This is a genomic window from Chromatiales bacterium, assembly GCA_014762505.1.
Taxonomy (GTDB): domain Bacteria; phylum Pseudomonadota; class Gammaproteobacteria; order SpSt-1174; family SpSt-1174; genus SpSt-1174.
Window position 1 is genome coordinate 1 of the sequence record JABURS010000030.1, and the last position, 21,261, is coordinate 21,261.

Below are 21,261 nucleotides of genomic sequence, written 5' to 3' on the forward strand. Positions count from 1 at the left end.
GTGGGTCCATCAGGTCGGCGGTGTTCACTTCCAGGGCCTCGGCGATGCGGTGGAGCAGGAACAGGTCCACCCGCTGCGCCGTCTCGATGGCCAGCAGGTAGCTGACGACCACTCCTGCCTTAGCGGCGAGCTCTTCCGGGCTGTGACCCTTGAGGATGCGTAGCGCCGCCACGCGTCTGGCGATGCGGTCTCGCAGGTCGGGCTTTGTCATGAAGGCCTTCCTTGGCTTGTCGGTCATGCCGTAGTTTGGGTTTCATTTGTTGGTGCATATGTGAACCGAGTCTAGCGCGAAATTGTTCACATGTGAACACTGGCACATGTTCACATGTGACGCATGACGCTGCCCGAACGACTGGCCAGGAACTTGCGTACCCGCCGAGGTGACCTCTCTCAGGAGGTCTTCGCCCGTAAACTGGGTATTAGCCGTGCAACGCTTACCCGCCTGGAAAGCGCGGCCCAGAACACCACGATCAAGACGCTCGAACAGATCGCCAAGGCACTGAAATGCGATATAGGCGATTTGTTTCGGCCCTAGTACGGTAGGTCGACCTAGGCGTCTCGATGACCGAGGTGGTGCGTCGCCTGGAGGCATGACATTGGATAGGACAGGGCGGGATGCCCCTGATGGATGAAATAACAAAAACGGAGAATGACTATGGATGTTGGGCGCAGGCGGTTTCTGTGTGCAGGGCTGGTCGGGATGGCTGGCGGGCTTTCCGGATGTACGGCGGAGCTGTACAGGCGAAAGGAATACAAGGAGGAGGTGTCTTCTGTCCTGTTTACCGAGGACATGAAGAAGATCGTCGTCATCGGTAGGGGTTACCACTACATCTTCGATGCACCAGAGGCGCTGGTGCACTCACTCAGGTCTAATCTGCATGCAAAAATGCATGCGCGCTTCTATCCCTTTGATGTCCATGCGGATCAGCGCATAACAGGGAAGCTATCCCTGCTGATCGATGTGGAATTGTCGGCGGAAGAGGTGGAACAGGCGATGAGTCTGGGGTTCAAGCCGCGAGTAGAGAGCGGGTATGTTCTGCACATGGAGCTATCAGGCATTCGCTATGATTCGGGCGGAATACAGGCTACGGCTCCCTCGCAGCGCCTCAACAAGACCTACACGGTTAGTGTCAGTGTTGATCACACGGCGATGGGTTATGCGAAGAGGGCGGCGCTCACACCAGTCACGGTTGCTGCGGATGGGGTCCTGATGGTCGTTGGGTTTGTGCTTCTTTCATTCATTGCCATCGCTATATCGTATAACAATTCTAATTGAGTAATATCGATAAGTGGGGGCTGCCGAAGTCATACTGTTCCTTGTTTAAGGATAAGGTGATGGCGGGGTCGGCGCTCTAGCCACCAAAGCATCGACCATTCACAGATGAAAATGGTCAGGTCTTGCAATAACACAGTCTATGTTCGGCAACTGCGAGGCGAGCCAGGGCATTTGGTTGCATGACGGCCTGAGCTCGCCAGGCCATGAAGTACAGGCACCATGGGCGCCTGCTTTTCGGACGCGTGACGCGGGATCTGTCTCAGTCCGTCGGGGCGGGCAGCAACTCCACGCTCACGTCCATGTCGCTGTAGATCGCGGGTGGGCCGAACTGGGTGTAGATCGCCACGTCGGCCGCGTCGCGCCCGTAGGCCACGGCCAGGCGGCCGCCGCGCAGGAGGCCTTCAGTGGGATCGAAGGTGTACCAGCGGTTGTTCACGTAGGCCTCGAACCAGGCGTGCATGTCCATCGGCTCGAGGTCGTACAGGTAGCCCACGACCAGGCGGGCGGGAATGCTCAGGGCACGGCACAGGGCGATGCCCAGGTGCGAGAGGTCGCGGCACACGCCCTCTCCCTGCGTGTTCACCTCGACGGCGGAGAGCGGAAAGGCGCTGGTACCCGGCGCATAGCGGACGCTGTCCCGCAGCCATTGCGTGATGCGGTCCACCTGGTCGTAACCCAGCGGGACACCCTCGACGATCTCGCGCGCCATGTTGCCGAAGCGGTCCGACTCGCAGTAGCGGCTCGGCAACAGATACATGAGCACGTTGTCCGGCAGGTTCTGGATCTCCACGAATTCCGCGCCAGGTGCCTGCACGATTGTGTCCGTGGTCACGACCTCGGCCGCGGTGTGGATGGAGAAGGCCCCGGCCGGGGCGACCAGGCGCTGGCAGAGGTTGCCGAAGATATCCGTGTATTCCCGCACCGTGACGTGGGGCGACATGGTATAGCTCTCCCGCGCGATCCATTGCTGCTCGCCGCTGCGGGGCCTCAGCATCAGGACCAGCGGTGTCGCGTCACCGAACTCGAACTGGAGCGTGCAGGTCGTTCGCATCCACATCTGACGTATCCTCTCACCCCTGGCTGAACCGGCTGGATTGCTGTGCCTTGCTCAAACTAACACGGGCAAGCCTCGACGGACAGGGTGCTGGCAGGAGTGCACAATGAAGCAGTGCGGTGCACTTACCACAACAGGTGCTGAACCCGTGCCACGGTAGGTTGCGTACGAGTATGGGATCTTGGTCGAACCAGGGCAACTGGTCGACTGGGTGCCGACATTCCGCTTCCTGATTCGTTGTCAGCGTTTAGAGTCCCATTTTATCCGGCGAATGGCTGCTGCAGGGGTGTGGTCGCCATGAGAATGCTAGAGAGGTAGTCCAACAGGGGGCAAGACGGGGCAGGCATCGGTCTTTCTGCATCCCCGGTCGCCCCGGATGCGTGGCGGGTGGGTTGGGCTCAGCACATTGATGTGCTGAGCCCGGGTCGCGCTAGTTATTACCCTGGAATGTCGTATAGCTGTTGATCAGGTTGCGGTAGTCCGGAATGTGATTCGCGAACAGCTGGCCGAGACCGTCGATATCGTTGCGCCAGTCGCGATGGAGCTCACATGCGGTGCCGAACCAGGTCATAAGCTGGGCGCCGGCGGAGGACATGCGATCCCAGGCGGATTCGCGGGTCAGGGCGTTGAAGGTGCCGGAGGCGTCGGTGACGACGAATACCTCATAGCCTTCTTCCAGCGCGGAAAGCGTGGGGAAGGCAACGCACACTTCGGTGACGATTCCGGCGATGATGAGTTGCTTCTTTCCGGTGGCCTTCACCGCTGCGACGAAGTCCTCGTTGTCCCACGCGTTGATCTGCCCCGGGCGGGCGATATACGGTGCGTCCGGGAAGGTCTCCTTGAGTTCGGTCATCAAGGGGCCGTTCGGACCCGTTTCGAAACTGGTCGTGAGAATGGTTGGAAGATTGAAGTATTTCGCGAGGTCGGCGAGTGCCAGGACGTTGTTGCGGTACTGGTCCGGATCGATGTCGCGTACGAGTGAGAGCAATCCGGCCTGGTGATCGACCAGCAGGACGGCAGCGTCGTCTTTGTCGAGGCGTGTGTAGGGTGTGTTCATGTCGTCTCCTGGATTGAGTATGCCTGTGTGGACAGGCGGTGGGTGTTGGGCGCCCCGGTCGTGTAACCGGGGCGCCGTGGATTTCATGAGGCCGGGGGCAACTCTCCGAATCGCCCGGCGCTGAAGTCTCTGAACGCTTCGGCAATCTGGTCGTGCGTATTCATCACGAATGGCCCATGGCCGACAACGGGTTCCCCGAGTGGCATGCCGCTGAGAAGCAGTACGGTGCTGTCCTCCTCGATGTCGAATGCGAGCATCGATCCCGCGCGTTCCATTACCGCGAGTTCGCCAGCGGTGACACGCTGCCCATCGACCAGGATTGCGCCATTCAATACGAACAGGGACGTCGTATGTTCCGGTGGTAGCTCGACCGACAGTGTCTTGCCTGCATTGAGGCGCAGGTCCCAGACGTTCATCGGGCTGAAGGTGCGGGCTGCTCCCTGTGTGGCGCCATAGGCACCGGCAATAATGCGAGCGGTGCCGACGCCCTCCGGAAACGCGAGTGTCGGGATCTGCTCCCGGGCGAGTTCCTGGTGGCTCGGGGCTGTCATCTTGTGCTGGGCCGGCAGGTTGGCCCACAGCTGGATCATCTCGAACGGCCCGCCCTGGCGCGCGTAGTCAGGTCCATGGAATTCCTCGTGCAGGATGCCTGATCCTGCGGTCATCCACTGTACGTCACCAGGGCCGATGGTCCCGGCGGTGCCCGTCGAGTCACGATGTGCGACCTCCCCGGCGTAGACGATGGTTACCGTCTCGAATCCGCGATGAGGGTGTGCTCCCACGCCGCGACGTCGCGCCGTCGGCGCGAAATGCGTGGGGCCTGCATAATCCATGAGCAGGAAGGGGGAGATCGTTTCCGCGAGATCGTGATACGAAAATATGCTGCGCACCGGAAAGCCGTCTCCGACCCAGTGGCGGCCACTGCCGCGCTTGATGAAGGTGAGTTTTTTCATGTCGACCTCCTGTTTGCCTGAGGACTAATCTAGCCGGAGGCGTATAGGTCCACTAGGTGGTAAGATCGGAAAATACTTTTCAACTGAATGAATAATCGACATGGATTTCAATGAGACAGCGGTGTTCGTGAAGGTGGTCCAGGCCGGGAGTTTCAGTGGGGCGGCGCGCCTGCTGGGGCTGCCAACCTCCACGGTTAGTACGCGCGTTGCGCGCCTTGAGCAGCGGCTGGGCGCCACACTGCTTCAGCGTACGACCCGTCGTCTCAACCTGACCGAATATGGCGAGATCTACTATCGCTACGCCGCCCAGGGGCTGGAATACCTGTTGGAGGCAGAGGCCGCGGTGACAGTGTCAACCGGTGAGCCCAGGGGAAGGTTGCGGGTGACTGCCCCCGCGGATTTCGGTGACGCCATCCTCGTTTGTCTGCTCGAGCGCCTGCGTGAGACTTATCCAAGGATCAGCGTCGAACTGTTGCTGACGGATGGTTACGTGGATTTGGTCGCTGATGGCGTGGATGTGGCCATCCGGGCGGGTGTGTTGAAGGATTCGACATTGGTTGCAAAAAGGGTGGGGAGTGCATGCTGGGCGCTGTTCGCGAGTCCCGCATACCTGCAGGAGGCCCCGTCTCTGCGAGCGCCTGGAGACTTGAGTCGGCATCGTTGCCTGCAGTTCACGTCCTTCGGCAAGGAGCAATGGACGCTGTCGAGCGGGAAGCGTCGTGCCGTGGTGTCCATGGAAGGGAATCTGATAGTCAACGACCTGGGGGTCATACGATTGATGTCCCTCGGTGGACAGGGTATCGGATTGTTGCCGACTTATATCTGCCTCGACGATATCGAGAGTGGCAGGCTCGTTCGGGTGTTGCCGAAATGGCAAGCCCGTGCCGATCCCATCCACCTGGTTTACCCGCGACAGCGGTTCATAGCGCCGAAGCTGCGAGCGTTTGTGGATGTTGCGGCTGTCGAATTGAAGCGGCTGCTCGGATAATAAGGGGCGCAGGCAGATATATCGGGTGTGACCAGGACCGCGTTGCTCGGCGCATTTTCCTGCCGGGGCTTCTCCAAGGGGCATGGATGCCTTCCGGAGGGAACGTTCATCGGGCCGGACGATTCGGGCGCCATCGGCGCCGGAGGTGCCACAGTACGGCCCACGGAAAGAGCCAGCGGGTGTAGCGCCTTGCGCCGAACCGTGGCGGGGTGGTCCCCCCGATGGCCACGAGACGAATGCCCTTCACGGCAGGACGCTCCCGGACCAGCGTCGCGTCGTAGACGATCAGGTGGCCTGGTGCGGATCTCAGGCGCAGGGCGAGTGGTTCGGTGCCCTGGCCCGGGTCGTAGCACCACAGGCCGATCCACCCGTCCCCGGCATCTTCCAGGCGATACACGACGACAACCTGTGCGGTGGCGGGCGATGCCTCGGCATCACGTATCAGCTCGACGAGTACGGGTTCGCCGTGGTGCAGTTTGCGTTCCATCTCGCGCAGGCTGTGCACGGTTTCGGCCTGCAGCCAGCGCGGCCCGCCGATGATTTTGGGGCGGAGTTCGAAGTTCACTTCCGCGTTCACGAAAAGCCGGCTGTCTTCCACCTGCTTGCGCAGCCGCCGTGCGATCTGCCCGGTGGGCAGGCCGTCCTGCGGGATGCGCGCATAGATGGCGCGGGCCACGAGCGAGCCCTGCGCGTCTGCCTGCAGCCAGGCCTGCAGGCGGCCGAGCAGCCAGGCGCGCAGTGTGGCCCCGTGTCTGCGGTTGGCGGGGTTGGTGCTGCCGCCGGCCGCGGGGCGTGGCACCGGGACGCGTGCCTGATAGCAGTCGTAGGCCAGGAGGGTGAGTGCGGTATGGAACAGGGCATCGGCGGGCAGGGCGTCGTCATCCAGGGGTTGGCCGGCAAGGCGCCGGACAAGGCCTGGCGCGTCGAACAGTGTGGCCTGGCTGCCGTACTGTTCGAGCAGGGCGTGGGCCGCCTGGATGCCGGCGTCTTTCAGCAGTGCCTGGAGTCCGGCGAGCTCGCCCGGGCTCAGCTGCCAGACGTCCCAGGGGCCGGGGTCGTCGAGCGTTGGATGGAAACGGCTCTGGTAGATCCTCAAGGGGGCTTAGCGGCGGGGCCGCCGCTTTCTGCGACCACTCGTCTCGGATGCCGCGTCGTTCTGTGTGGCCTGGGTGATCGCTGCCGCGGCCCGGGCGTCGGCGGTCTCCTCGTGCCAGCGGGCGAGGGCGGCGAGGGCCTCCTGCGAGGTCTCCTGTTGCACGGTGAGTTCGAGGCCGCAGAACTGGCAGCCGATGGGCCTGCCGGCCAGCACGGCCTCCACCGGCAACGGCAGCGGTGCGCCGCAGGACGGGCAGGGGATCTTGCCGGGTGCGGTGGCGGTCATCCCTTCTCCCCGGTCTTTTCTCCGGGCTGGGCGTCCGTGTCCTGCGGGGCGGGCAACAGGGCCTCCTGCTGGCTCGACTCGGACGCCAGGGCCAGCAGCTGCGCGAGACCGTTGGGCATGTCGGCCTGCTCGATACGCAGCTTCATCTTCACCAGCATGTCGGTGCTGCGGCGGTCACCCGGGCGGGGCTCGCGCGCGAAGGAGGCGCGCAGCCGGGCGATGGGCTCGCCTTCCGGGGTGCGCCGGGTCAGCGATTCCTGCGCGCCGTCGGCCGGCTGGATCGCCTCGGTCTGCAGGATGCGCACGGTGTAGTCGAGTTCGGCGTCGCGGATCTGCAGTGCGGGGATCGGCAGCATGGACAGCAGGGGGATCTGTACCTCCACGTCCTCGATCTTGCCGTCCTTGGTTCGGCGCCGTCGATTGAAGCGGGCCATCTGCAGCTCGCCGAGCGCGTTCATGTCGTCGCCGTTGCCGGTGAAGCCCACCATGCGGATGAACCGCGCGGTGGCCATGGCGGCCTGGGCCTCGGCCTCGACCAGGGCGTTGATCGGCGCGCCGATGAGCTGGGAGAGCGACAGCACCGAGCCCTGCGGCGCCGGTGGGTCGGCGCGCGTGGACCGGGTGCCGCCGTCGGGCGGTTCGCTACCGCCGTTGCCCGGTGCCCGTGGCTCGTCTGAAATGTTTTCCGGCATGTCCTGTCCCTCCCTGTCGGCGCTACTCGGATGTCAGCGCATGGCGCGTGGTGTACTTGTCCACCTTCACCTCGTTCCAGATGAGGTTGCGGACCACCGCCTTGATCTTGATGCTGGAGATGGCCGCCTCGCCGAGCTGGGCGAGCTGGCTGCCCTCCACCATCACCTCCATGCGCACGTCGCTGTTGCCGCGCGAGATGGTCTTGAGCGGCTCGGCCATCGCCTCGACGGCGCGTTTCATGTCCGTTGTCTCGATCACCGGCTGCACGATGTCGAACAACGCCCGCTTCATCTCGCCGCTGGCCTGCGGGTCTTCCCGGTAGGACTCGTTGGCATACTGCTCCATGGCCCAGCGGAACGGGCGCTCCAGGTGCTCCAGCACCTTGTCCGTGTGCAGCCTGCCCTCGTCGTCGATGAAGTAGGTGTATGACTCGATGAAGTAGCGCAGCACCTTCTGGCGCATCTCGATGCGCAGCACCGTGGAGCCGAAGCCCTTGTCCACGTACTGCGTGCGCTGCTCGCGCAGCGAGGGATCTTTCTGCTCGCGCGCGCCGGCGACGTTGAGGAAGGTGGATACCAGCCGCTCCACCGCACGCTCGAACAGTACGGCGGCATTGGCCTCCTGGCTCTCGTGATTGGCCTCGCTAGCGAGTATCTCGGCGATGGAGAACTTGAGGTCGATCTCGACCTCTTCCACATCCGCACGCGGGATGGGGAAGCGGCGCAGGAGATAGTCGTTCTCGTAATAGCGGGCGATGGAGCGTGAGTAGAGGTCGGCGCTGAAGCGCGCCTTGGCGAGGTCGCGAAGTAGCGCGCCCAGTATCTGCTGGATATCGGCCATAGTGATCCGTTAAGCCTTTGTGGTTGACGTCCTGTTCAGGTTGCAGGCGCCCCGACGATGCCGGGACGACTCAGGCGACACCCCGCCCGGGGCGCCAGGCGAGCCAGTCGAGCACCCGCTGCCAGACCCGGGTGTGTCCGGTGAGATAACGCACCGCGAGGGACAATGGGCCTGTACGGCGCTGGAGCCGGGAGGGCCCGAGGCTCACGAAGGCTTTTTTCCCTCCGGCCCCGGCTTCTCCTGTCCGCCGGCAGCGGTGGTCGCGGCGATGGGCGGCGGCGCCTCGATCGTGTCGGCCAGGATGTTGAGCATTTTGGACAGGCCTGCCGGCAGCTCGTCCTGCACGGCGTGCACGTGGATGTCGATGGTGGTCTCGACCGAGTACCGGGAGTTCTTGGTGGATTCGGAGTCCTTCTTCGAGGACACCGAGGCCTCGAGGCTGGCCTTGAAGAAGAGGTAACGCGCGCTGCCGCTGACCTTGGCACTGGCACTCTTCGACTCGATGGTCTTGTCTTCCGATTCCGTGGTCGAGGTGATGTTGGCCTTGAAGTCGATCGTCATCTCGTCGATGCGGATGAACGGAATCGGGACGATGGTGAGCAGCGGTACGGTGATCTCGGTCTCGGTCCCGCCCTTCTTGGCGGTGAAGGTGATGTTCTGGACCTTTCCCTTCTCATCGAAGCCGATGGACTTGATGAAGTTGACCGAGGAAACGGCGGCCCGGGACTGCGCCTCGATGGCGGCATCCAGCGGTGCACCGATGAGCGTTCCGAACGGGAGGGCTTGGAGTTCTCCTGCGACGGCCATGTCTTTCTCCTTGGGGTTGTCGGGAACGGTCGTCGCTCAGTGCCCGGGGATTTCCCGGCCGATGCTGGCGCGGGAGAGCCTGGATCGCGGCGCAACGGACAGTTCCCTTGGGGGAGCTTGCGCGGGCACGGCTCACGTCGCCTCCGTGCGTCCATGGAGGCCAATCGAGGCCGCCACGTTAGAAGCTATTAGCACCCTTTGATGTATTGTCAATGAAACAGGCAGGTTGGCGGGGAAGGCGTTGAGGCTTGTCAGGGAAGCCGGATTGCTTCCAGGCTTGCTGTTGCGGATGTTTCACGGATGGGTATCTGCTTGTAGGATTTTTCTGATAGTGCGTAATCCGAATTGAAGTGACCTGCAATCGCGCTAAGCTTTCCGGAGGAAAGTTCACAGGGAAGTCGTGTCATGAGTGATCTGTCTGTCAATACCGCGCCTGGCGGTGGTGAGTCATCTGCCGTGGTGACTCCCGTGGCCGCGTCCGACACGCCTTGGTGTAATCGGCTGCACGCCTTTTTTAACCGGCTTCATGCCATTTTCTCGGTATGTTGCAACCCATGCGGCGCAGTCTCCGGCACACACTCCCAAGATGCGAAGATGGTCTCCGCCCTGCGTCTGCTACGGACGGAGGTGCTCGATCTGATTTTTCTGCTGCGCCGTATCAAGAACGGACAGCTCAAATACAGCGAGGCCAGGCCGTACCTGAAAAAGACCTGCCAGGATATCGATGAGTGTGTTGCCACTATCGTGGACATCGAGAAGGCGTCGGGTGTCAGTAGTGATGCGGTCCGACACATCCTCAACCTCTGGGAGCAGATGAGGATCAGCCGGATCTGGCCTGCAGATTCACCTGGGAAGCCGGCCAATACGGCATCCACAGGTGCTGGCGAAGAGGTGGCCGATACCTTGCAGGTGATCTCTCTGCTGGAGGAGCAGGCGCAGGGGCTGGTGCTGGAAGTCGGCTACCGGACGATCGTCGACCGGGTCAATGCCTGGCTGAAGCTGTCGCGGCCGGGTCACGTACTGCCGTTTCACATGGTCTTCGAGGATGAACTCCTGAATGAGGCGGACCGTGTAAAGGTGTTGAACTACATCACCTGGAAGCAGGAGCAGATCCAGGGCGGTCTGGTCGATCCTTCGACCGGTCTGATCTATCGCTATCCCGCGAACCCGTTTTCACGGGCGCTCCGTCATGTGTTCGTCATCCTCGTGTTGGTGTCGTTCACGGCCCTGTTCTGGAAGTGGGGGGCGGTAATGGCCTGGCTGGAGGTGTCTACCCCGTTCCTGGCGAGTGCTGAAGCTGCCGCCGAGGCAGGGCGGGCGGCGAGCCCGGCCGGCATTCCGATCACGATATGGCTCGCATTGCTGGCGGGTCTGCTGGCACACAAGCTGGTAGGAAGTGCAAAGCATCGCCAGGGGGTTTCGGTTGCGACGTTTCTCCCCGTGTCGGACTGGGGCTACTTTCTCTCGGCGCGCACGGCGCAGATCGTCGGCAGGGTTGCACTGGCCGTGTTCGTCACCGCATGGCTGTTGCTCATGGCAGAGGAACCGGGCGATGCCACCATCAATTACGCCTTCCTCGCCGGCTATGGGCTCGACAGCTTTGCCGGCCTGTTTGCCTCGAACCTGGAGCGGCAGGCGGGGGCGCAGGCCGAGGCGTTGCGTAGCCGCTATGGCCTGAACGAGGATGGCAAGGCGGCCCGCTCCTGAGCGTGTGCAGCGGCGTATGGCTGTGTGATGCGCCGCTGCACCTGTCTTCGATCCATGACCATGGAGGTGTCATGAAACAGTGGTGTTTGGTCCTGATGCTTTCCTCGGCCCTGCCGATGAGTGGTTGTGCAATGTTCACCTCGCCGGCCAGGCAGCACGCACTGGAACCGGATACGACCTACTGGTTCGATTACACGGCCGACCGGCGCGGTGCACTGATGGTGCGGCGTGGTTCCGATATGGTCTATTGCGCCGAGCCTTCTCCCGATGTGGCCCTGGACCTGGTCTCCAGCATGAACCTGGAAGCGGACCTGCCGCAGGATGCCGCGTCCGCGAAGATCGCCTCCGAAACGCGCCAGGAGGTCGTGCAGCTCGCGAAGCGCTCGCAGATGCTGCTGTTCCTGCGTGAGTCGCTTTACCGGTTATGCGAGCTGTCCATCAACCAGGACCTGTCACCGGAGGAGGTGGTCCGTCAGTACGAGATGGTGATCAAGACCGCCCATGAGCTGGCGATGGTCGAGATGAAGGAAGCGGAACAGGGTGTGCTCAAGGCGCAAGCGGAACTGATTCAGATCAAGAGGGAAGTCACAGACATCCTCGATGAGGGTGAAGGCGCGGGGAGTCCGCCATGAGTAAATTCCAGCAGAAGATCAGACGGCTTGTCGAGGAGAAACGGGAGTTCAGGACCGTGATCGGCGGAGTGCAGCATCGTGTAATTGCCGTGCGTCTCGATGATGATCACGTCGTCCTGGAAGACCAGGATCACCCGCACCGATACGATATGCATTTTTCTCAGGTCGTCATCCTCTCTTCTACACCCTGACCAGGGTGTTATCTTGCCTGCGACAAGTGGGGCGTAGTGGGGTTATACGGCGGAGATGCGTAGACGCCAGAAGCATCGTACAGGGGGGCTGGGATGACCAGGTTCCAGAGAGTGCCGGATCAGTTTTTCGTCAGCAAAAGAAGTTCTGTGCGCTGATCGGCGAGCCTATTTCTCCGGCAGGGGAATGAACTCCGCCTCGTCGCCCGGCACCTTCGGGAAGCGCCCTTCGCGCCAGTCCGTCTTCGCCTGTTCGATACGCTCCCGGCGACTGGAGACGAAGTTCCACCAGATGTGGCGGTGCGAGAGGCGTTCGCCACCGATGATGACGAAGCGGGTCGGTGCGGTGGCCGTGACCTCGATGTCCTCGGCGGGGCTGAACACGGCCATGGTGCGGGCCGCGATACGGCTTTCCATGGCCTGGAGTTCGCCGTCCACCACGTAGAGGGCGCGCTCCTCGATGCCGTCGGGCAGGCGCAGGCGCTGGCCGGGTTCGAGCCTTGCTTCCACGTACAGTGTCTCGGCCAGCGTCTTCACGGGCGAGCGGACGCCATAGGCCTCGCCGATCAGCACGCGGACGGCTGCACCGTCGATGTCTGCGGCGGGGATCTCTGCGGCATCGTAGTGGTGAAACGCCGGCTCCATCTCCTCGTCCGCCTCGGGCAGGGCTAGCCAGAGCTGCAGGCCTTCCAGCGCGTTGCCGGCGGCCTTGATCTCCTCGCGCTGACGCTCCGAATGCACGATCCCGCGGCCGGCGATCATCAGGTTGATCTCGCCGGGTCTTACCGCCAGCTCGTTGCCCAGCGAGTCGCGATGCAGCATCTCGCCGCGGAACAGGTAGGTGACGGTGGCGAGGTTGATGTGCGGATGGGGGCGCACGTCGATGCCCTGGCCGGGCGGGAAGTCCGCCGGGCCCATGTGGTCGAAGAAGATCCAGGGGCCGATCATGCGCCGCTCGGCCGAGGGCAGGGCGCGACGTACCACGAAGCCACCGAGGTCGTGGGGCCTGGGTGTGATGATCAGCTCGATGGCCGTGCAGGCGCCGGCCTGGCATTCCGGGGGCAGCTGCTGGAGGGTTTCGATGCTCATGGGGCCTCGTTGTCCTGGCGTCCCGGTTTTTGCTGGTTCGCATTGCAGCACGGGACTGATTGGTTGGGTTCACAACAAACCGGGTCAGGGAGAAAATATCATTAATTTCAGTGGAGGTGGTTGGCTGGCCCGTTTTTCTCTGCGCGACTCACTCCAGCGGTCGGAGCGACTGCAGCATCGTGGGGAGTAATTCAGACACGGTCGGGTGGATGTGCACGGCACGGCTGATGACGGTGTAGGGTCTCCCGGCATACATCACGTCGAGAAGCACGTGCACGACCTCGTCGCCGTGCAGGCCGAGCAGGGTGGCACCGAGGATCTCCCCGCTGTCGGCATCGACGAGCACTTTCATGAAGCCGCGCGTCTCGCCCTGCTCGCGGGCGCGCGCGACGGCGGACATCTCGAGCCTGCCCACCAGCACGTTGCGCCCTGAGTCGCGCGCCTCGCGTTCGGTCATGCCGGCACGGCCGAGTGGCGGGTCGGTGTAGAGGGCGTAGCAGGGGATGCGGTCGCTCACCCGGCGCGGGTCATCGTCGAACAGGTTGGCGACCACGATCTCGTAGTCGTTGTAGCTGGTGTGGGTGAAGGCCCCCTGGCCGTTGACCTCGCCGAGCGCCCACACGCCTTCGATGTTGGTACGCAGGGCGTCGTCGACGCGTATGTGCCCCCGCTCGTCGGTCTCGATCCCGGCGTTCTCAAGGCCGAGGTCGTCGGTGTTGGGCACGCGACCAACCGCCAGCAGCAGGTGGCTGCCCTCGATGGGTGTTGCGTCGTGCCCGCACTCGATGTTCACGCGCACGCCCTCCGGCCCGCGTTCGACGCTCAGGCACTCGGCCTCCAGCCGCACTGTAATGCCCTCGTCTTCGAGGAACTTGCGCACGGTGTCGGATACCTCTTGGTCCTCATGCCCTATAAGCCGGTCCTTCATCTCGACCACGGTCACCCGGGCGCCGAACCGGCGGTACATCTGCGCGAACTCGAGGCCGATGTAACTTCCGCCGATGATGACCAGGTGCCCCGGGATGAAGTCGAGGTCCATGATGCTGGAGCTGGTGAGGTAGCCGACCTCGTCGAGGCCCGGCAGATCGGGTACCCGTGCGCGGGCGCCGACGTTGATGAAGATGCGTTCGGCCGTGAGTGTCCTGCCGTTAACGGACAGCGAGTGCGCATCCTCGAAGCAGGCGTGGCCGCGGATCAGCGTGACGTTCTCCATGCCTTCCACCCACCGGGTCACGCCCTGGTTGGCGGCGGCGACGATCTCGTCCTTGCGTGCCTTGACCCGTGCCATGTCCACGTTCACGGGCGCGTCGATCTTCACGCCGTAGTCCTCGGCGCGCCGCGCGAGATGTGCGACCCGTGCGCTCGCCACCAGCGTCTTGGTCGGGGTGCAGCCGGTGTTCACGCAGGTGCCGCCCATCAGGTGCCGCTCGACGATGGCGGTCTTGAGGCCCTCCTTGCCGAGCCGTTCGGCCAGCGGCGGACCGGCCTGGCCGGCCCCGATGACGATGGCGTCGTAGTGTTCGGTCATGGCTTGCACCCTCCCTGAAGCCCGCGCGGGCCGCGCACTCCGCTGTCGTGAACGAATGGCCCCGGGCCGGAATGCCGGTCGCGGCGCTGCCGTCATGGTCTAGATCGACCCGGATGCCTCTATATCTTCTAGCAGTTTTTGCCAGCCGGCCTGTTCGCGCTCGGGCATGAACAGGCCCCGGCGTGCGGCGCAGGCGGCCTCGAGGTCGGTATAGAACGTCGGGTCCGACTCGGCCCGCAGGAGCAGGTCGCGCAGGGCATCGGCATTCTTCACCGGATAGTAGCCGGGGTAGTCGTCACCGAGTAGCCCCACCGAGCCGTCGATGTCGGAGGCGATCACCGGCAGGCCGGCCATCACCGCCTCGGAGATCACGTTCGCGCCGCCCTCCATGATCGAGGGCAGGACCAGCAGGTGCGAGCGCGCATACACCCGCCGCAGTTCCGCGTGCGGGATCTCGCCATGCCAGCGGTAGCGCGGGTTGCGCTGCATCTCCTCGCGCGCGGCCGCAGCCCAGTCCGGGGTGTGTGCCCCGCCGTAGGCATCCACCCGGATGCGGCTGTCCGGCGGCAGGTCGCGCACGGCCAGTGCCGGGCGCAGCGGGTCCTTCTCCTCGCGCAGGTGGCCGGCGAAGCAGACACGGAAGCTGCGCCGGGCGGGCTGTCGGTGCAGGAGCGGACGGGCCGACTGCACGATGATGCGCAGCTTGTCGCGCAGGTGATTGGGCAGCACGTTGCCCACCAGCGCATGCAGCCCGACGATGTGGTCGGCGGCCTCGAGCGAGGCGAGCGTGGGCTCGGGGTGGCTGTGGATGAAGCGGTAGGCATCGGTGCCGGTGAGCACCACCACCAGGGGGCGGTCCGGGTAGGTGGCGGCAAAGCGGGCGATGGCCTCGGCGCTGCGCCAGGCATGCAGCCCCACCATCAGGTCGGCCGGCTCGCCCTGGTAGTCGGTGGACACGTGCACCCGGTGGCCGAGCCGGCGCAGGATCGCCGCCCAGCGGTTGGCCGTGGCCCGGTTGCCGGCGCGCGAACCGCGCGGTGCAGGGGTGATCAGGCGGATGTGCATGTGACTTTCCGGCGCATCCTTGCGACCATAGCATGCGAACCTGATCGATGGGATATCGTGGCATGTCGCAACCGCTGATCGACTGGATGGAAGACGCCCGCCGGCGCACGCTCGCGCTGATCGAGGGGCTGGACAGCGGGCAGCTGATGGGGCCGAAGCTGCCCATCGTGAACCCCCTGCGCTGGGAGATCGGGCACGCCGCCTACTTCTACGAGTACTGGATCCTGCGCCAGCACCTGGGCGAGCCCCCCGTGCTCCCGTCGGTGGACCGTCTCTATGACTCCATCACCATCGCCCACGACGACCGCTGGGACCTCCCCTTGCCGAGCCTCGAAGACACCCTGGCCTACATGCGCGCGGTGCACGACCGGGTGCGCCGCCACGTGGAGCAGGACGGGCCCGACCCGCAGCGGGATTACCTGCTCGAGTACGCGATCTATCACGAGGACATGCACGGCGAGGCCTTCACCTACACGCGCCAGACCCTGGAATACCCCGCGCCGGCCATCGGCGCCGTGCCCGCGGACCTGATGCAGGGCCGGCTGGAAGGCGATGCGCAGATCCCTGGCGGCCGCTTCATGCTGGGCGCCACGCCGCAGGACGGTTTCGTCTTCGACAACGAGAAGTGGGCGCACCCGGTGGAGGTGCAGCCCTTCGCCATCGCCCGCGCCGCGGTGAGCAACGCCGAGTACGCGGCCTTCGTCGAGGCCGGCGGTTACACGGACCCGCAGTACTGGGACGAGGACGGCCTGGCCTGGCGGCGCGAGTCCGGCCTCGAACACCCGCGCTACTGGCGGCGCGCCGGCGGGGGCTGGGAGATGCGGCGCTTCGACCGCTGGGAGCCGCTGCCGCCGGATGCGGCGGTGATCCACGTCTGCTGGCACGAGGCGCGCGCCTACTGCCGCTGGGCCGGGCGGCGCCTGCCCACCGAGCTGGAGTGGGAGGTGGCGGCCGCCGGCCAGCCGGGTGCCGACGGTGGCCTGTCCGCCGAGAAGCGCCACTACCCCTGGGGCGACGCTGCGCCCGCACCGCAGCTCGCCAACCTCGATGGCCGCGCGCTGGGCACCATCGCGGTGGGCGCGCTGCCGGCGGGCGACAGCGCCTTCGGCTGCCGGCAGATGATCGGCAACGCTTGGGAGTGGACCGAGGATACTTTCGAGCCCTACCCGGGCTTTACACCCGACATGTACGCGGACTACTCCCAGCCGCTGTTCGGCAACACCAAGGTGCTGCGCGGCGGGGCCTGGACCACCCGCGGGCGCATGATCCGCAACACCTGGCGCACCTACTACGGACCGGAGCGCAACGACGTGTTCGCCGGTTTCCGCACCTGCGCACTCTGAGTACCCGGAGGATTGGATGACGATGCCAGGCCGCGAGGCGATGCGCTGCACACCAGCCAGGGAGGGGCGGGCATGAGCGAGCTGGCGAGCTTCGCGGACCTGCACCCCACCGCCGACGATCTCGCGGCGGACGTGCTGGCCGGGTTCTGCCGGCCGCAGAAATCGGTCCCGCCCAAGTACTTCTACGACGCCGAGGGCTCGCGGCTGTTCGACGCGATCACCGGGCTACCGGAGTACTACCCCACGCGTACCGAGACGGCCCTGCTGCGCCGCTATGCGGACGAGATCGCGCAGAAGGCCGGCACCGGGCAGCTGCTGGTCGAGCCCGGCAGCGGCAGCTGCACCAAGGCGCGCCTGCTGTTCGCGGGCCTGAGGCCCTGCGCCTACGTGCCCATGGACATCTCGCGCGACCACCTGCGCATGGCCGCGGAGCAGGTCGCCGTCGAGTTCCCCTGGCTGGAGGTGCACGCGGCCTGCACCGATTTCACCCGGCTGATGGCGCTGCCGCCGGACAGCCCGGAGGGCCGGCGCCTGGCCTTCTTCCCGGGATCGAGCATCGGCAACTTCGACCCGCAGGCGGCGGTCGGCTTCCTGCGCATGATCGCGGACCTGGTCGGGCCGGGCGGGCAGCTGCTCATCGGCGTGGACCTGAAGAAGGACCGGGCGATACTCGAGGCCGCCTACGATGACGCCCAGGGCGTGACCGCGGCCTTCAACCTCAACCTGCTCGCGCGCATCAACCGCGAGCTCGGCGCCGACTTCGATCTCGCGAAGTGGGGCCACCGGGCCGTGTACAACGAGGCCGAGGGTCGCATCGAGATGCACCTGGTCTCGCTGGCGGCGCAGCAGGTGAGGCTGCAGGGCCGCAGCTTCCACTTTGCCGAGGGCGAGACCATTCACACCGAGAATTCCTACAAGTACACCGTGGCGGAGTTCCGCGAGCTGGCGGCACGGGCCGGCTTCACCGCGGACAGCGTATGGGTGGACGACGAGCGCCTGTTCAGCCTGCACCTGCTGACGACGGAGGCGGCGGATGAAGTCTGACATCCCGGTCGTCAAGGACATCGTCCTGGTCGGCGGCGGGCACGCGCACGTCTCCGTGCTGCGCCGCTTCGGCATGAAGCCCATGCCGGGCGTGCGCCTGACCGTGATCACCCGCGACATCCACACGCCGTACTCGGGCATGCTGCCCGGCCTGGTGGCCGGGCACTACGGCTGGGACGACGTGCACATCGACCTGGGGCCGCTGGCCCGCTTCGCCGGGGCGCGCCTCTACCACGGCGAGGTCGCGGGCCTGGACCTCGCGCAGCGCGTTGTGCAGGTGCCCGGCCGCCCGCCGGTGCACTACGACCTCCTGTCCATCAACACGGGTTCGCGCCCGCGCACCATCGACGTGCCCGGTGCGCTGGAACATGCCCTGCCGGTGAAGCCCATCGACCAGTGGCTCGACAACTGGCAGGCCTTGCAGGAACGGGTGCGGGCGAGCCGTGGCGCGTTCCGCGTGGTCGTCGTGGGCGGCGGTGCCGGCGGCGTGGAGCTGGCGCTTGCCACCCGGCATCGCCTGCGAGGCCTGTTGCGCGAGCAGGGCGAGGATGCCTCGCGCCTGCACTACACATTGCTCACCGACGGGCCGGAGATCCTGCCCACCCACAACCCCGGGGTGCGCCGCCGCTTCAACCGGGTGCTGGGCGAGCGCGACATCGCGGTGCATGCGCACAGCAGGGTGGTGGCCGTCGAGCCCGACGGGGTGCAGGTCGAGGGCGGCGGGTTCCATCCGGCCGACGCCGTGCTCTGGGTCACCTCGGCCGCCGCGCCGCAGTGGCCGGGGCAGTCGGGGCTCGCGGTGGACGAGCAGGGCTTCATCCGTGTGGACGCGTCGCTGCGCTCGACCTCCCATCCCGAGGTCTTCGCCGCCGGCGACGTGGCCGCGCTGCCGGACCCCCGGCCCAAGTCCGGCGTGTTCGCCGTGCGCCAGGGGCCGGTGCTCACCGAGAACCTGCGCCGCGCGGTGGCCGGCCGTCCGCTCAAGCGCTACCGCCCGCAGAAGCATTTCCTCGGCCTGATCAGCACCGGGGATCAGTACGCCGTGGCCTCGCGCGGCAACTGGTCCTGGGAGGGCCGGCTGCTGTGGACCTGGAAGGACTGGATCGACCGGCGTTTCATGCAGCGCTTCAACGAGCTGCCGGAGATGCCCCAGGAGACGGGGCCCGACGTGGGCGGCATCGCCGACGCCGAGGCCATTCGCGAGCTCTCCACCCTGGCCATGCGCTGTGGCGGCTGCGGCGCGAAGGTGGGCAGCACCGTGCTCAGCCGGGTCATCAACCGCCTGCCGGCGCAGCGCCGCCCCGACGTGCTGATCGGTCTGGATTCGCCGGACGATGCGGCGGTGTTCGAGGTGCCGCCCGGCAAGGTGATGGTGCAGAGCGTGGACTACTTCCGCGCCTTCATCGACGACCCCTACACCTTCGGTCGCATCGCCGCCAACCATGCGCTGGGCGACATCTTCGCCATGGGTGCCGAGGCCCAGTCCGCGCTGGCCATCGCCACGGTGCCCTACGGCCGCGAGCACATCGTCGAGCAGACCCTCGCCGAGGTGATGAGCGGCGCCCTGGACACCCTGGCGCCCACCGGCGCGGTGCTGGCCGGCGGGCATTCCAGCGAGGGCGCCGAGCTCGCCTTCGGCCTCACGGTGAACGGCCTGATCGCGAAGGACGCCCTGCTGCGCAAGGGTGGCATGCACCCGGGTGATGCACTGATCCTGACCAAACCCATCGGCACCGGCACGCTGTTCGCGGCCGAGATGCGCGGCAAGGCGAAGGGGCGCTGGGTGGACGGGGCCATCCAGTCCATGCTGGTCTCCAGTCAGGCCGCCGCGGCCTGCCTGTACCGGCGCGGTGCGACTGCCTGCACCGACGTCACCGGCTTCGGCCTGCTGGGGCACCTGGTGGAGATGACGCGCGCCTCGGACGTCGACGTGCGGCTGGAACTGGAAACGGTGCCGGTGCTCGACGGGGCGGAGCAGACGGTGGCCGCGGGCATCCTCTCCTCGCTGCAGCCGCAGAACGTGCGCCTGCGCCGCGCCGTGCGCGACCCCGATGCCCTGAGCGCCCACCCGCGCTACCCGCTGCTGTTCGATCCCCAGACCGCCGGCGGCCTGCTGGCCGCGGTGCCGTCGGCGCAGGCGGCCGACTGCCTGGCCGAGCTGCACGACCTCGGTTACCCGCATGCCGTGATCATCGGCCGGGTCGAGCCGCGCAGCGCCGAAGAGGCGCCGGTTCAGGTCGTCCCCTGAATCGTCGTAGGAGCGGTGCGAGCCGCGAGCCGCGAGCCGCGATGCCGCGATGCCGCGATGCCGCGATGCCGCGATGCCGCGAGTTGCAAGTCGCGTGGGGCTGCGTTTATGCCCTCTGGGTGCAAGCTGCGATGCCGTTGCCTGGTCAACGTGCCGCCCGATCGCGCCTTGCAGCGCTCCTACCAACCCGGTGCTCCCGTAGGAGCGGTGCAAGCCGCGATTGCCCATGCCCCGGGCAGCGTGCCACCCCTGATCGCGCCTCGCACCCGGAGGACATAAACGGCGCTCCTACTCCTAACGCCTATCCCCTAACGCCATGCGGGGCAATGTCCCGGCCTGGCATTTCTAGCGCATCAGGCGCTCCGCATCCTTCAGCACGATCTCCGTGAAGGCCTGGGCCGCCGGGCTCGGGCGCCGGCCTTCGCGCTGCACCAGGTACCACTTGCGCTTGAGGGGAAAGCCCTTCACGTCCAGCACGCAGAGCTGGCCGGAGGCGATCTCTGCCTGGACGGTGTGCAGCGAGACCACGCCGACCCCCAGCCCGGCCTCCACCGCCTGTTTGATGGCCTCGTTCTTGTTCATTTCCATGGCCGTGTTGAACGGCAGGCCGTGTTCGGCGAGGAAGGCGGCCAGCGCGCCGCGCGTGCCGGAGCCCTGCTCGCGGCCGATCAGCGGTTCCTCGAGAAAGCGCGCCAGGGGGATGCCGCTCTTCCCCGCCAGCGGGTGGCTGGTGGCGGCGATCACCACCAGGGGGTTGTCCATGAAGGGGCGGGCATGCAGGCCGAGGTCTTCCGGCGGCTTGCCCATCAGGGCGAGGTCGATGGTGTTCTCCGTCAGGTGCCTGAGCAGGGTTTCGCGGTTGACGACGTTGAGGCTCAGCTGCACCTCCGGATACAGGGCGCGGAAGCGGGCCATGAGCCGGGCGGCGAAGACGCTGGCGGTACTGGCGGCGGAGACGGTGAGCGTGCCGCCCTTGAGTCCCTGCAGATCGGCCAGCGCCTGTTCGAGGTTGGCGAGTTCGCGCGCGATCAGCTGGGCGCTGTTGAGTGTCTCCCGGCCGGCCTCGGTGAGACGGATCTGTTTGCCGATGTGCTCGAACAGGGGCAGGCCGAGGCCGGCCTCGAGCTGCTTGACCTGCATGGAGACGGCGGGCTGGGTGAGGTGCAGCTCGCCGCTGGCACGCGAAAAGCTGCCGCAGCGGGCGACGGCCTCGAGGATCTCGAGCTGACGCAGGGTGATTTTTCGCATAAGAATTACTTTGTAATTATCAAAATAATCCTTAATTTATCTGATAGACCATGTAATTTATAGTGCCTTCCGATGCTTGTGCCCCAGGGGCACTCCCACCACGCAAATCGGAGAAGTTAC

At 65.5% G+C, this 21,261-nt stretch carries 22 protein-coding genes; 9 read left to right on the forward strand and 13 right to left on the reverse strand.

Translation table 11 applies throughout. From position 1 onward, the window contains the following. The coding region (locus tag HUJ28_04095; GenBank protein ID MBD3618631.1) for a helix-turn-helix transcriptional regulator at positions 1 to 211 on the reverse strand (211 nt) is incomplete at its 3' end. 123 nt (positions 212 to 334) lie between these two features. Between HUJ28_04095 and HUJ28_04100 the strand changes: the two genes are divergently transcribed. After that, positions 335 to 535, forward strand: a complete 201-nt coding sequence (locus HUJ28_04100) for a helix-turn-helix transcriptional regulator (GenBank protein ID MBD3618632.1) — start codon at positions 335 to 337, stop codon at positions 533 to 535. A 120-nt stretch (positions 536 to 655) separates the two neighbouring features. Then, positions 656 to 1,276, forward strand: a complete 621-nt coding sequence (locus HUJ28_04105) for a hypothetical protein (protein MBD3618633.1) — start codon at positions 656 to 658, stop codon at positions 1,274 to 1,276. A 259-nt stretch (positions 1,277 to 1,535) separates the two neighbouring features. On the opposite strand, the gene HUJ28_04110 is transcribed toward HUJ28_04105, so the two are convergent. The 3 genes from HUJ28_04110 to HUJ28_04120 form a co-directional block, all read right to left on the reverse strand. Continuing rightward, positions 1,536 to 2,333, reverse strand: a complete 798-nt coding sequence (locus HUJ28_04110; protein MBD3618634.1) for a transglutaminase family protein — start codon at positions 2,331 to 2,333, stop codon at positions 1,536 to 1,538. Positions 2,334 to 2,760: 427 nt separating this feature from the next. Further along, positions 2,761 to 3,387 carry a hydrolase gene (locus HUJ28_04115; GenBank protein ID MBD3618635.1) on the reverse strand — a complete coding sequence of 209 codons (627 nt, stop codon included), beginning with the start codon at positions 3,385 to 3,387 and terminating at the stop codon, positions 2,761 to 2,763. A gap of 83 nt (positions 3,388 to 3,470) precedes the next feature. Continuing rightward, on the reverse strand, positions 3,471 to 4,340 hold the full coding sequence (locus tag HUJ28_04120) for a pirin family protein (protein ID MBD3618636.1): 870 nt from the start codon (positions 4,338 to 4,340) through the stop codon (positions 3,471 to 3,473). A 100-nt stretch (positions 4,341 to 4,440) separates the two neighbouring features. On the opposite strand from HUJ28_04120, the gene HUJ28_04125 reads away from it, so the two are divergent. After that, positions 4,441 to 5,328: a LysR family transcriptional regulator gene (locus HUJ28_04125; protein ID MBD3618637.1), complete on the forward strand. Its 888-nt coding sequence runs from the start codon at positions 4,441 to 4,443 to the stop codon at positions 5,326 to 5,328. 106 nt (positions 5,329 to 5,434) lie between these two features. Here the strand turns inward: HUJ28_04125 and HUJ28_04130 are convergent, their stop codons facing one another. The 5 genes from HUJ28_04130 to HUJ28_04150 all read right to left on the reverse strand — a co-directional run bounded on the left by HUJ28_04130 (position 5,435) and on the right by HUJ28_04150 (position 9,049). After that, the gene (locus HUJ28_04130; protein MBD3618638.1) at positions 5,435 to 6,424 is read right to left on the reverse strand and encodes a hypothetical protein; all 990 of its coding nucleotides are present in this window, start codon (positions 6,422 to 6,424) and stop codon (positions 5,435 to 5,437) included. 6 nt (positions 6,425 to 6,430) lie between these two features. Further along, a complete protein-coding gene (locus tag HUJ28_04135; GenBank protein MBD3618639.1) occupies positions 6,431 to 6,709 on the reverse strand; it encodes a hypothetical protein in 279 nt (92 codons plus the stop codon). After that, entirely contained in the window at positions 6,706 to 7,401 is a 696-nt protein-coding gene (locus HUJ28_04140) for a DUF2589 domain-containing protein (GenBank protein ID MBD3618640.1), read from the reverse strand. The genes HUJ28_04135 and HUJ28_04140 overlap by 4 nt, the downstream gene beginning before the upstream one ends. 22 nt (positions 7,402 to 7,423) lie before the next feature. Beyond that, positions 7,424 to 8,242, reverse strand: a complete 819-nt coding sequence (locus tag HUJ28_04145; protein MBD3618641.1) for a hypothetical protein — start codon at positions 8,240 to 8,242, stop codon at positions 7,424 to 7,426. Positions 8,243 to 8,446: 204 nt separating this feature from the next. Beyond that, complete coding sequence (locus HUJ28_04150; protein ID MBD3618642.1) at positions 8,447 to 9,049, reverse strand: DUF2589 domain-containing protein; 603 nt, start codon at positions 9,047 to 9,049, stop codon at positions 8,447 to 8,449. 405 nt (positions 9,050 to 9,454) lie between these two features. Here HUJ28_04150 and HUJ28_04155 point away from each other — a divergent pair, with 405 nt between their 5' ends. From HUJ28_04155 to HUJ28_04165, 3 genes are all read left to right on the forward strand, one after another. Further along, on the forward strand, positions 9,455 to 10,756 hold the full coding sequence (locus HUJ28_04155; protein ID MBD3618643.1) for a hypothetical protein: 1,302 nt from the start codon (positions 9,455 to 9,457) through the stop codon (positions 10,754 to 10,756). 71 nt (positions 10,757 to 10,827) lie between these two features. After that, on the forward strand, positions 10,828 to 11,388 hold the full coding sequence (locus HUJ28_04160; GenBank protein ID MBD3618644.1) for a hypothetical protein: 561 nt from the start codon (positions 10,828 to 10,830) through the stop codon (positions 11,386 to 11,388). Then, positions 11,385 to 11,579 (forward strand): hypothetical protein, encoded by a 195-nt coding sequence (locus tag HUJ28_04165; protein ID MBD3618645.1) that lies wholly within the window; start codon positions 11,385 to 11,387, stop codon positions 11,577 to 11,579. The genes HUJ28_04160 and HUJ28_04165 overlap by 4 nt, the downstream gene beginning before the upstream one ends. A 165-nt stretch (positions 11,580 to 11,744) precedes the next feature. Here HUJ28_04165 and HUJ28_04170 read toward each other — a convergent pair whose 3' ends face one another. From HUJ28_04170 to HUJ28_04180, 3 genes are all read right to left on the reverse strand, one after another. After that, complete coding sequence (locus HUJ28_04170) at positions 11,745 to 12,665, reverse strand: pirin family protein (GenBank protein MBD3618646.1); 921 nt, start codon at positions 12,663 to 12,665, stop codon at positions 11,745 to 11,747. A gap of 148 nt (positions 12,666 to 12,813) precedes the next feature. Beyond that, positions 12,814 to 14,193, reverse strand: a complete 1,380-nt coding sequence (locus tag HUJ28_04175) for an FAD-containing oxidoreductase (protein ID MBD3618647.1) — start codon at positions 14,191 to 14,193, stop codon at positions 12,814 to 12,816. Between the two features lie 99 nt (positions 14,194 to 14,292). Further along, positions 14,293 to 15,258 (reverse strand): TIGR04348 family glycosyltransferase, encoded by a 966-nt coding sequence (locus tag HUJ28_04180; protein ID MBD3618648.1) that lies wholly within the window; start codon positions 15,256 to 15,258, stop codon positions 14,293 to 14,295. Between the two features lie 62 nt (positions 15,259 to 15,320). On the opposite strand from HUJ28_04180, the gene HUJ28_04185 reads away from it, so the two are divergent. The 3 genes from HUJ28_04185 (at position 15,321) to selD (ending at position 19,893) form a co-directional block, all read left to right on the forward strand. Then, on the forward strand, positions 15,321 to 16,601 hold the full coding sequence (locus tag HUJ28_04185; GenBank protein MBD3618649.1) for an ergothioneine biosynthesis protein EgtB: 1,281 nt from the start codon (positions 15,321 to 15,323) through the stop codon (positions 16,599 to 16,601). Positions 16,602 to 16,673: 72 nt separating this feature from the next. Continuing rightward, positions 16,674 to 17,645: an L-histidine N(alpha)-methyltransferase gene (egtD, locus tag HUJ28_04190; protein ID MBD3618650.1), complete on the forward strand. Its 972-nt coding sequence runs from the start codon at positions 16,674 to 16,676 to the stop codon at positions 17,643 to 17,645. Continuing rightward, positions 17,635 to 19,893, forward strand: a complete 2,259-nt coding sequence (selD, locus tag HUJ28_04195; GenBank protein ID MBD3618651.1) for a selenide, water dikinase SelD — start codon at positions 17,635 to 17,637, stop codon at positions 19,891 to 19,893. The genes egtD and selD overlap by 11 nt, the downstream gene beginning before the upstream one ends. A 345-nt stretch (positions 19,894 to 20,238) precedes the next feature. On the opposite strand, the gene HUJ28_04200 is transcribed toward selD, so the two are convergent. Then, the gene (locus HUJ28_04200) at positions 20,239 to 21,141 is read right to left on the reverse strand and encodes a LysR family transcriptional regulator (protein MBD3618652.1); all 903 of its coding nucleotides are present in this window, start codon (positions 21,139 to 21,141) and stop codon (positions 20,239 to 20,241) included. Between the last annotated feature and the right edge of the window lie 120 nt (positions 21,142 to 21,261).

Coding starts and splice junctions, on each gene's coding strand:
- HUJ28_04170 (MBD3618646.1), bottom strand. CDS start 12,665: ATGAGCATCGAAACCCTCCAGCAGCTGCCCCCGGAATGCCAGGCCGGC.
- selD (MBD3618651.1), top strand. CDS start 17,635: ATGAAGTCTGACATCCCGGTCGTCAAGGACATCGTCCTGGTCGGCGGC.
- HUJ28_04140 (MBD3618640.1), bottom strand. CDS start 7,401: ATGCCGGAAAACATTTCAGACGAGCCACGGGCACCGGGCAACGGCGGT.
- HUJ28_04125 (MBD3618637.1), top strand. CDS start 4,441: ATGGATTTCAATGAGACAGCGGTGTTCGTGAAGGTGGTCCAGGCCGGG.
- HUJ28_04150 (MBD3618642.1), bottom strand. CDS start 9,049: ATGGCCGTCGCAGGAGAACTCCAAGCCCTCCCGTTCGGAACGCTCATC.
- egtD (MBD3618650.1), top strand. CDS start 16,674: ATGAGCGAGCTGGCGAGCTTCGCGGACCTGCACCCCACCGCCGACGAT.
- HUJ28_04115 (MBD3618635.1), bottom strand. CDS start 3,387: ATGAACACACCCTACACACGCCTCGACAAAGACGACGCTGCCGTCCTG.
- HUJ28_04145 (MBD3618641.1), bottom strand. CDS start 8,242: ATGGCCGATATCCAGCAGATACTGGGCGCGCTACTTCGCGACCTCGCC.
- HUJ28_04175 (MBD3618647.1), bottom strand. CDS start 14,193: ATGACCGAACACTACGACGCCATCGTCATCGGGGCCGGCCAGGCCGGT.
- HUJ28_04160 (MBD3618644.1), top strand. CDS start 10,828: ATGAAACAGTGGTGTTTGGTCCTGATGCTTTCCTCGGCCCTGCCGATG.
- HUJ28_04120 (MBD3618636.1), bottom strand. CDS start 4,340: ATGAAAAAACTCACCTTCATCAAGCGCGGCAGTGGCCGCCACTGGGTC.
- HUJ28_04180 (MBD3618648.1), bottom strand. CDS start 15,258: ATGCACATCCGCCTGATCACCCCTGCACCGCGCGGTTCGCGCGCCGGC.
- HUJ28_04185 (MBD3618649.1), top strand. CDS start 15,321: ATGTCGCAACCGCTGATCGACTGGATGGAAGACGCCCGCCGGCGCACG.
- HUJ28_04110 (MBD3618634.1), bottom strand. CDS start 2,333: ATGTGGATGCGAACGACCTGCACGCTCCAGTTCGAGTTCGGTGACGCG.
- HUJ28_04200 (MBD3618652.1), bottom strand. CDS start 21,141: ATGCGAAAAATCACCCTGCGTCAGCTCGAGATCCTCGAGGCCGTCGCC.
- HUJ28_04105 (MBD3618633.1), top strand. CDS start 656: ATGGATGTTGGGCGCAGGCGGTTTCTGTGTGCAGGGCTGGTCGGGATG.
- HUJ28_04155 (MBD3618643.1), top strand. CDS start 9,455: ATGAGTGATCTGTCTGTCAATACCGCGCCTGGCGGTGGTGAGTCATCT.
- HUJ28_04165 (MBD3618645.1), top strand. CDS start 11,385: ATGAGTAAATTCCAGCAGAAGATCAGACGGCTTGTCGAGGAGAAACGG.
- HUJ28_04100 (MBD3618632.1), top strand. CDS start 335: ATGACGCTGCCCGAACGACTGGCCAGGAACTTGCGTACCCGCCGAGGT.
- HUJ28_04135 (MBD3618639.1), bottom strand. CDS start 6,709: ATGACCGCCACCGCACCCGGCAAGATCCCCTGCCCGTCCTGCGGCGCA.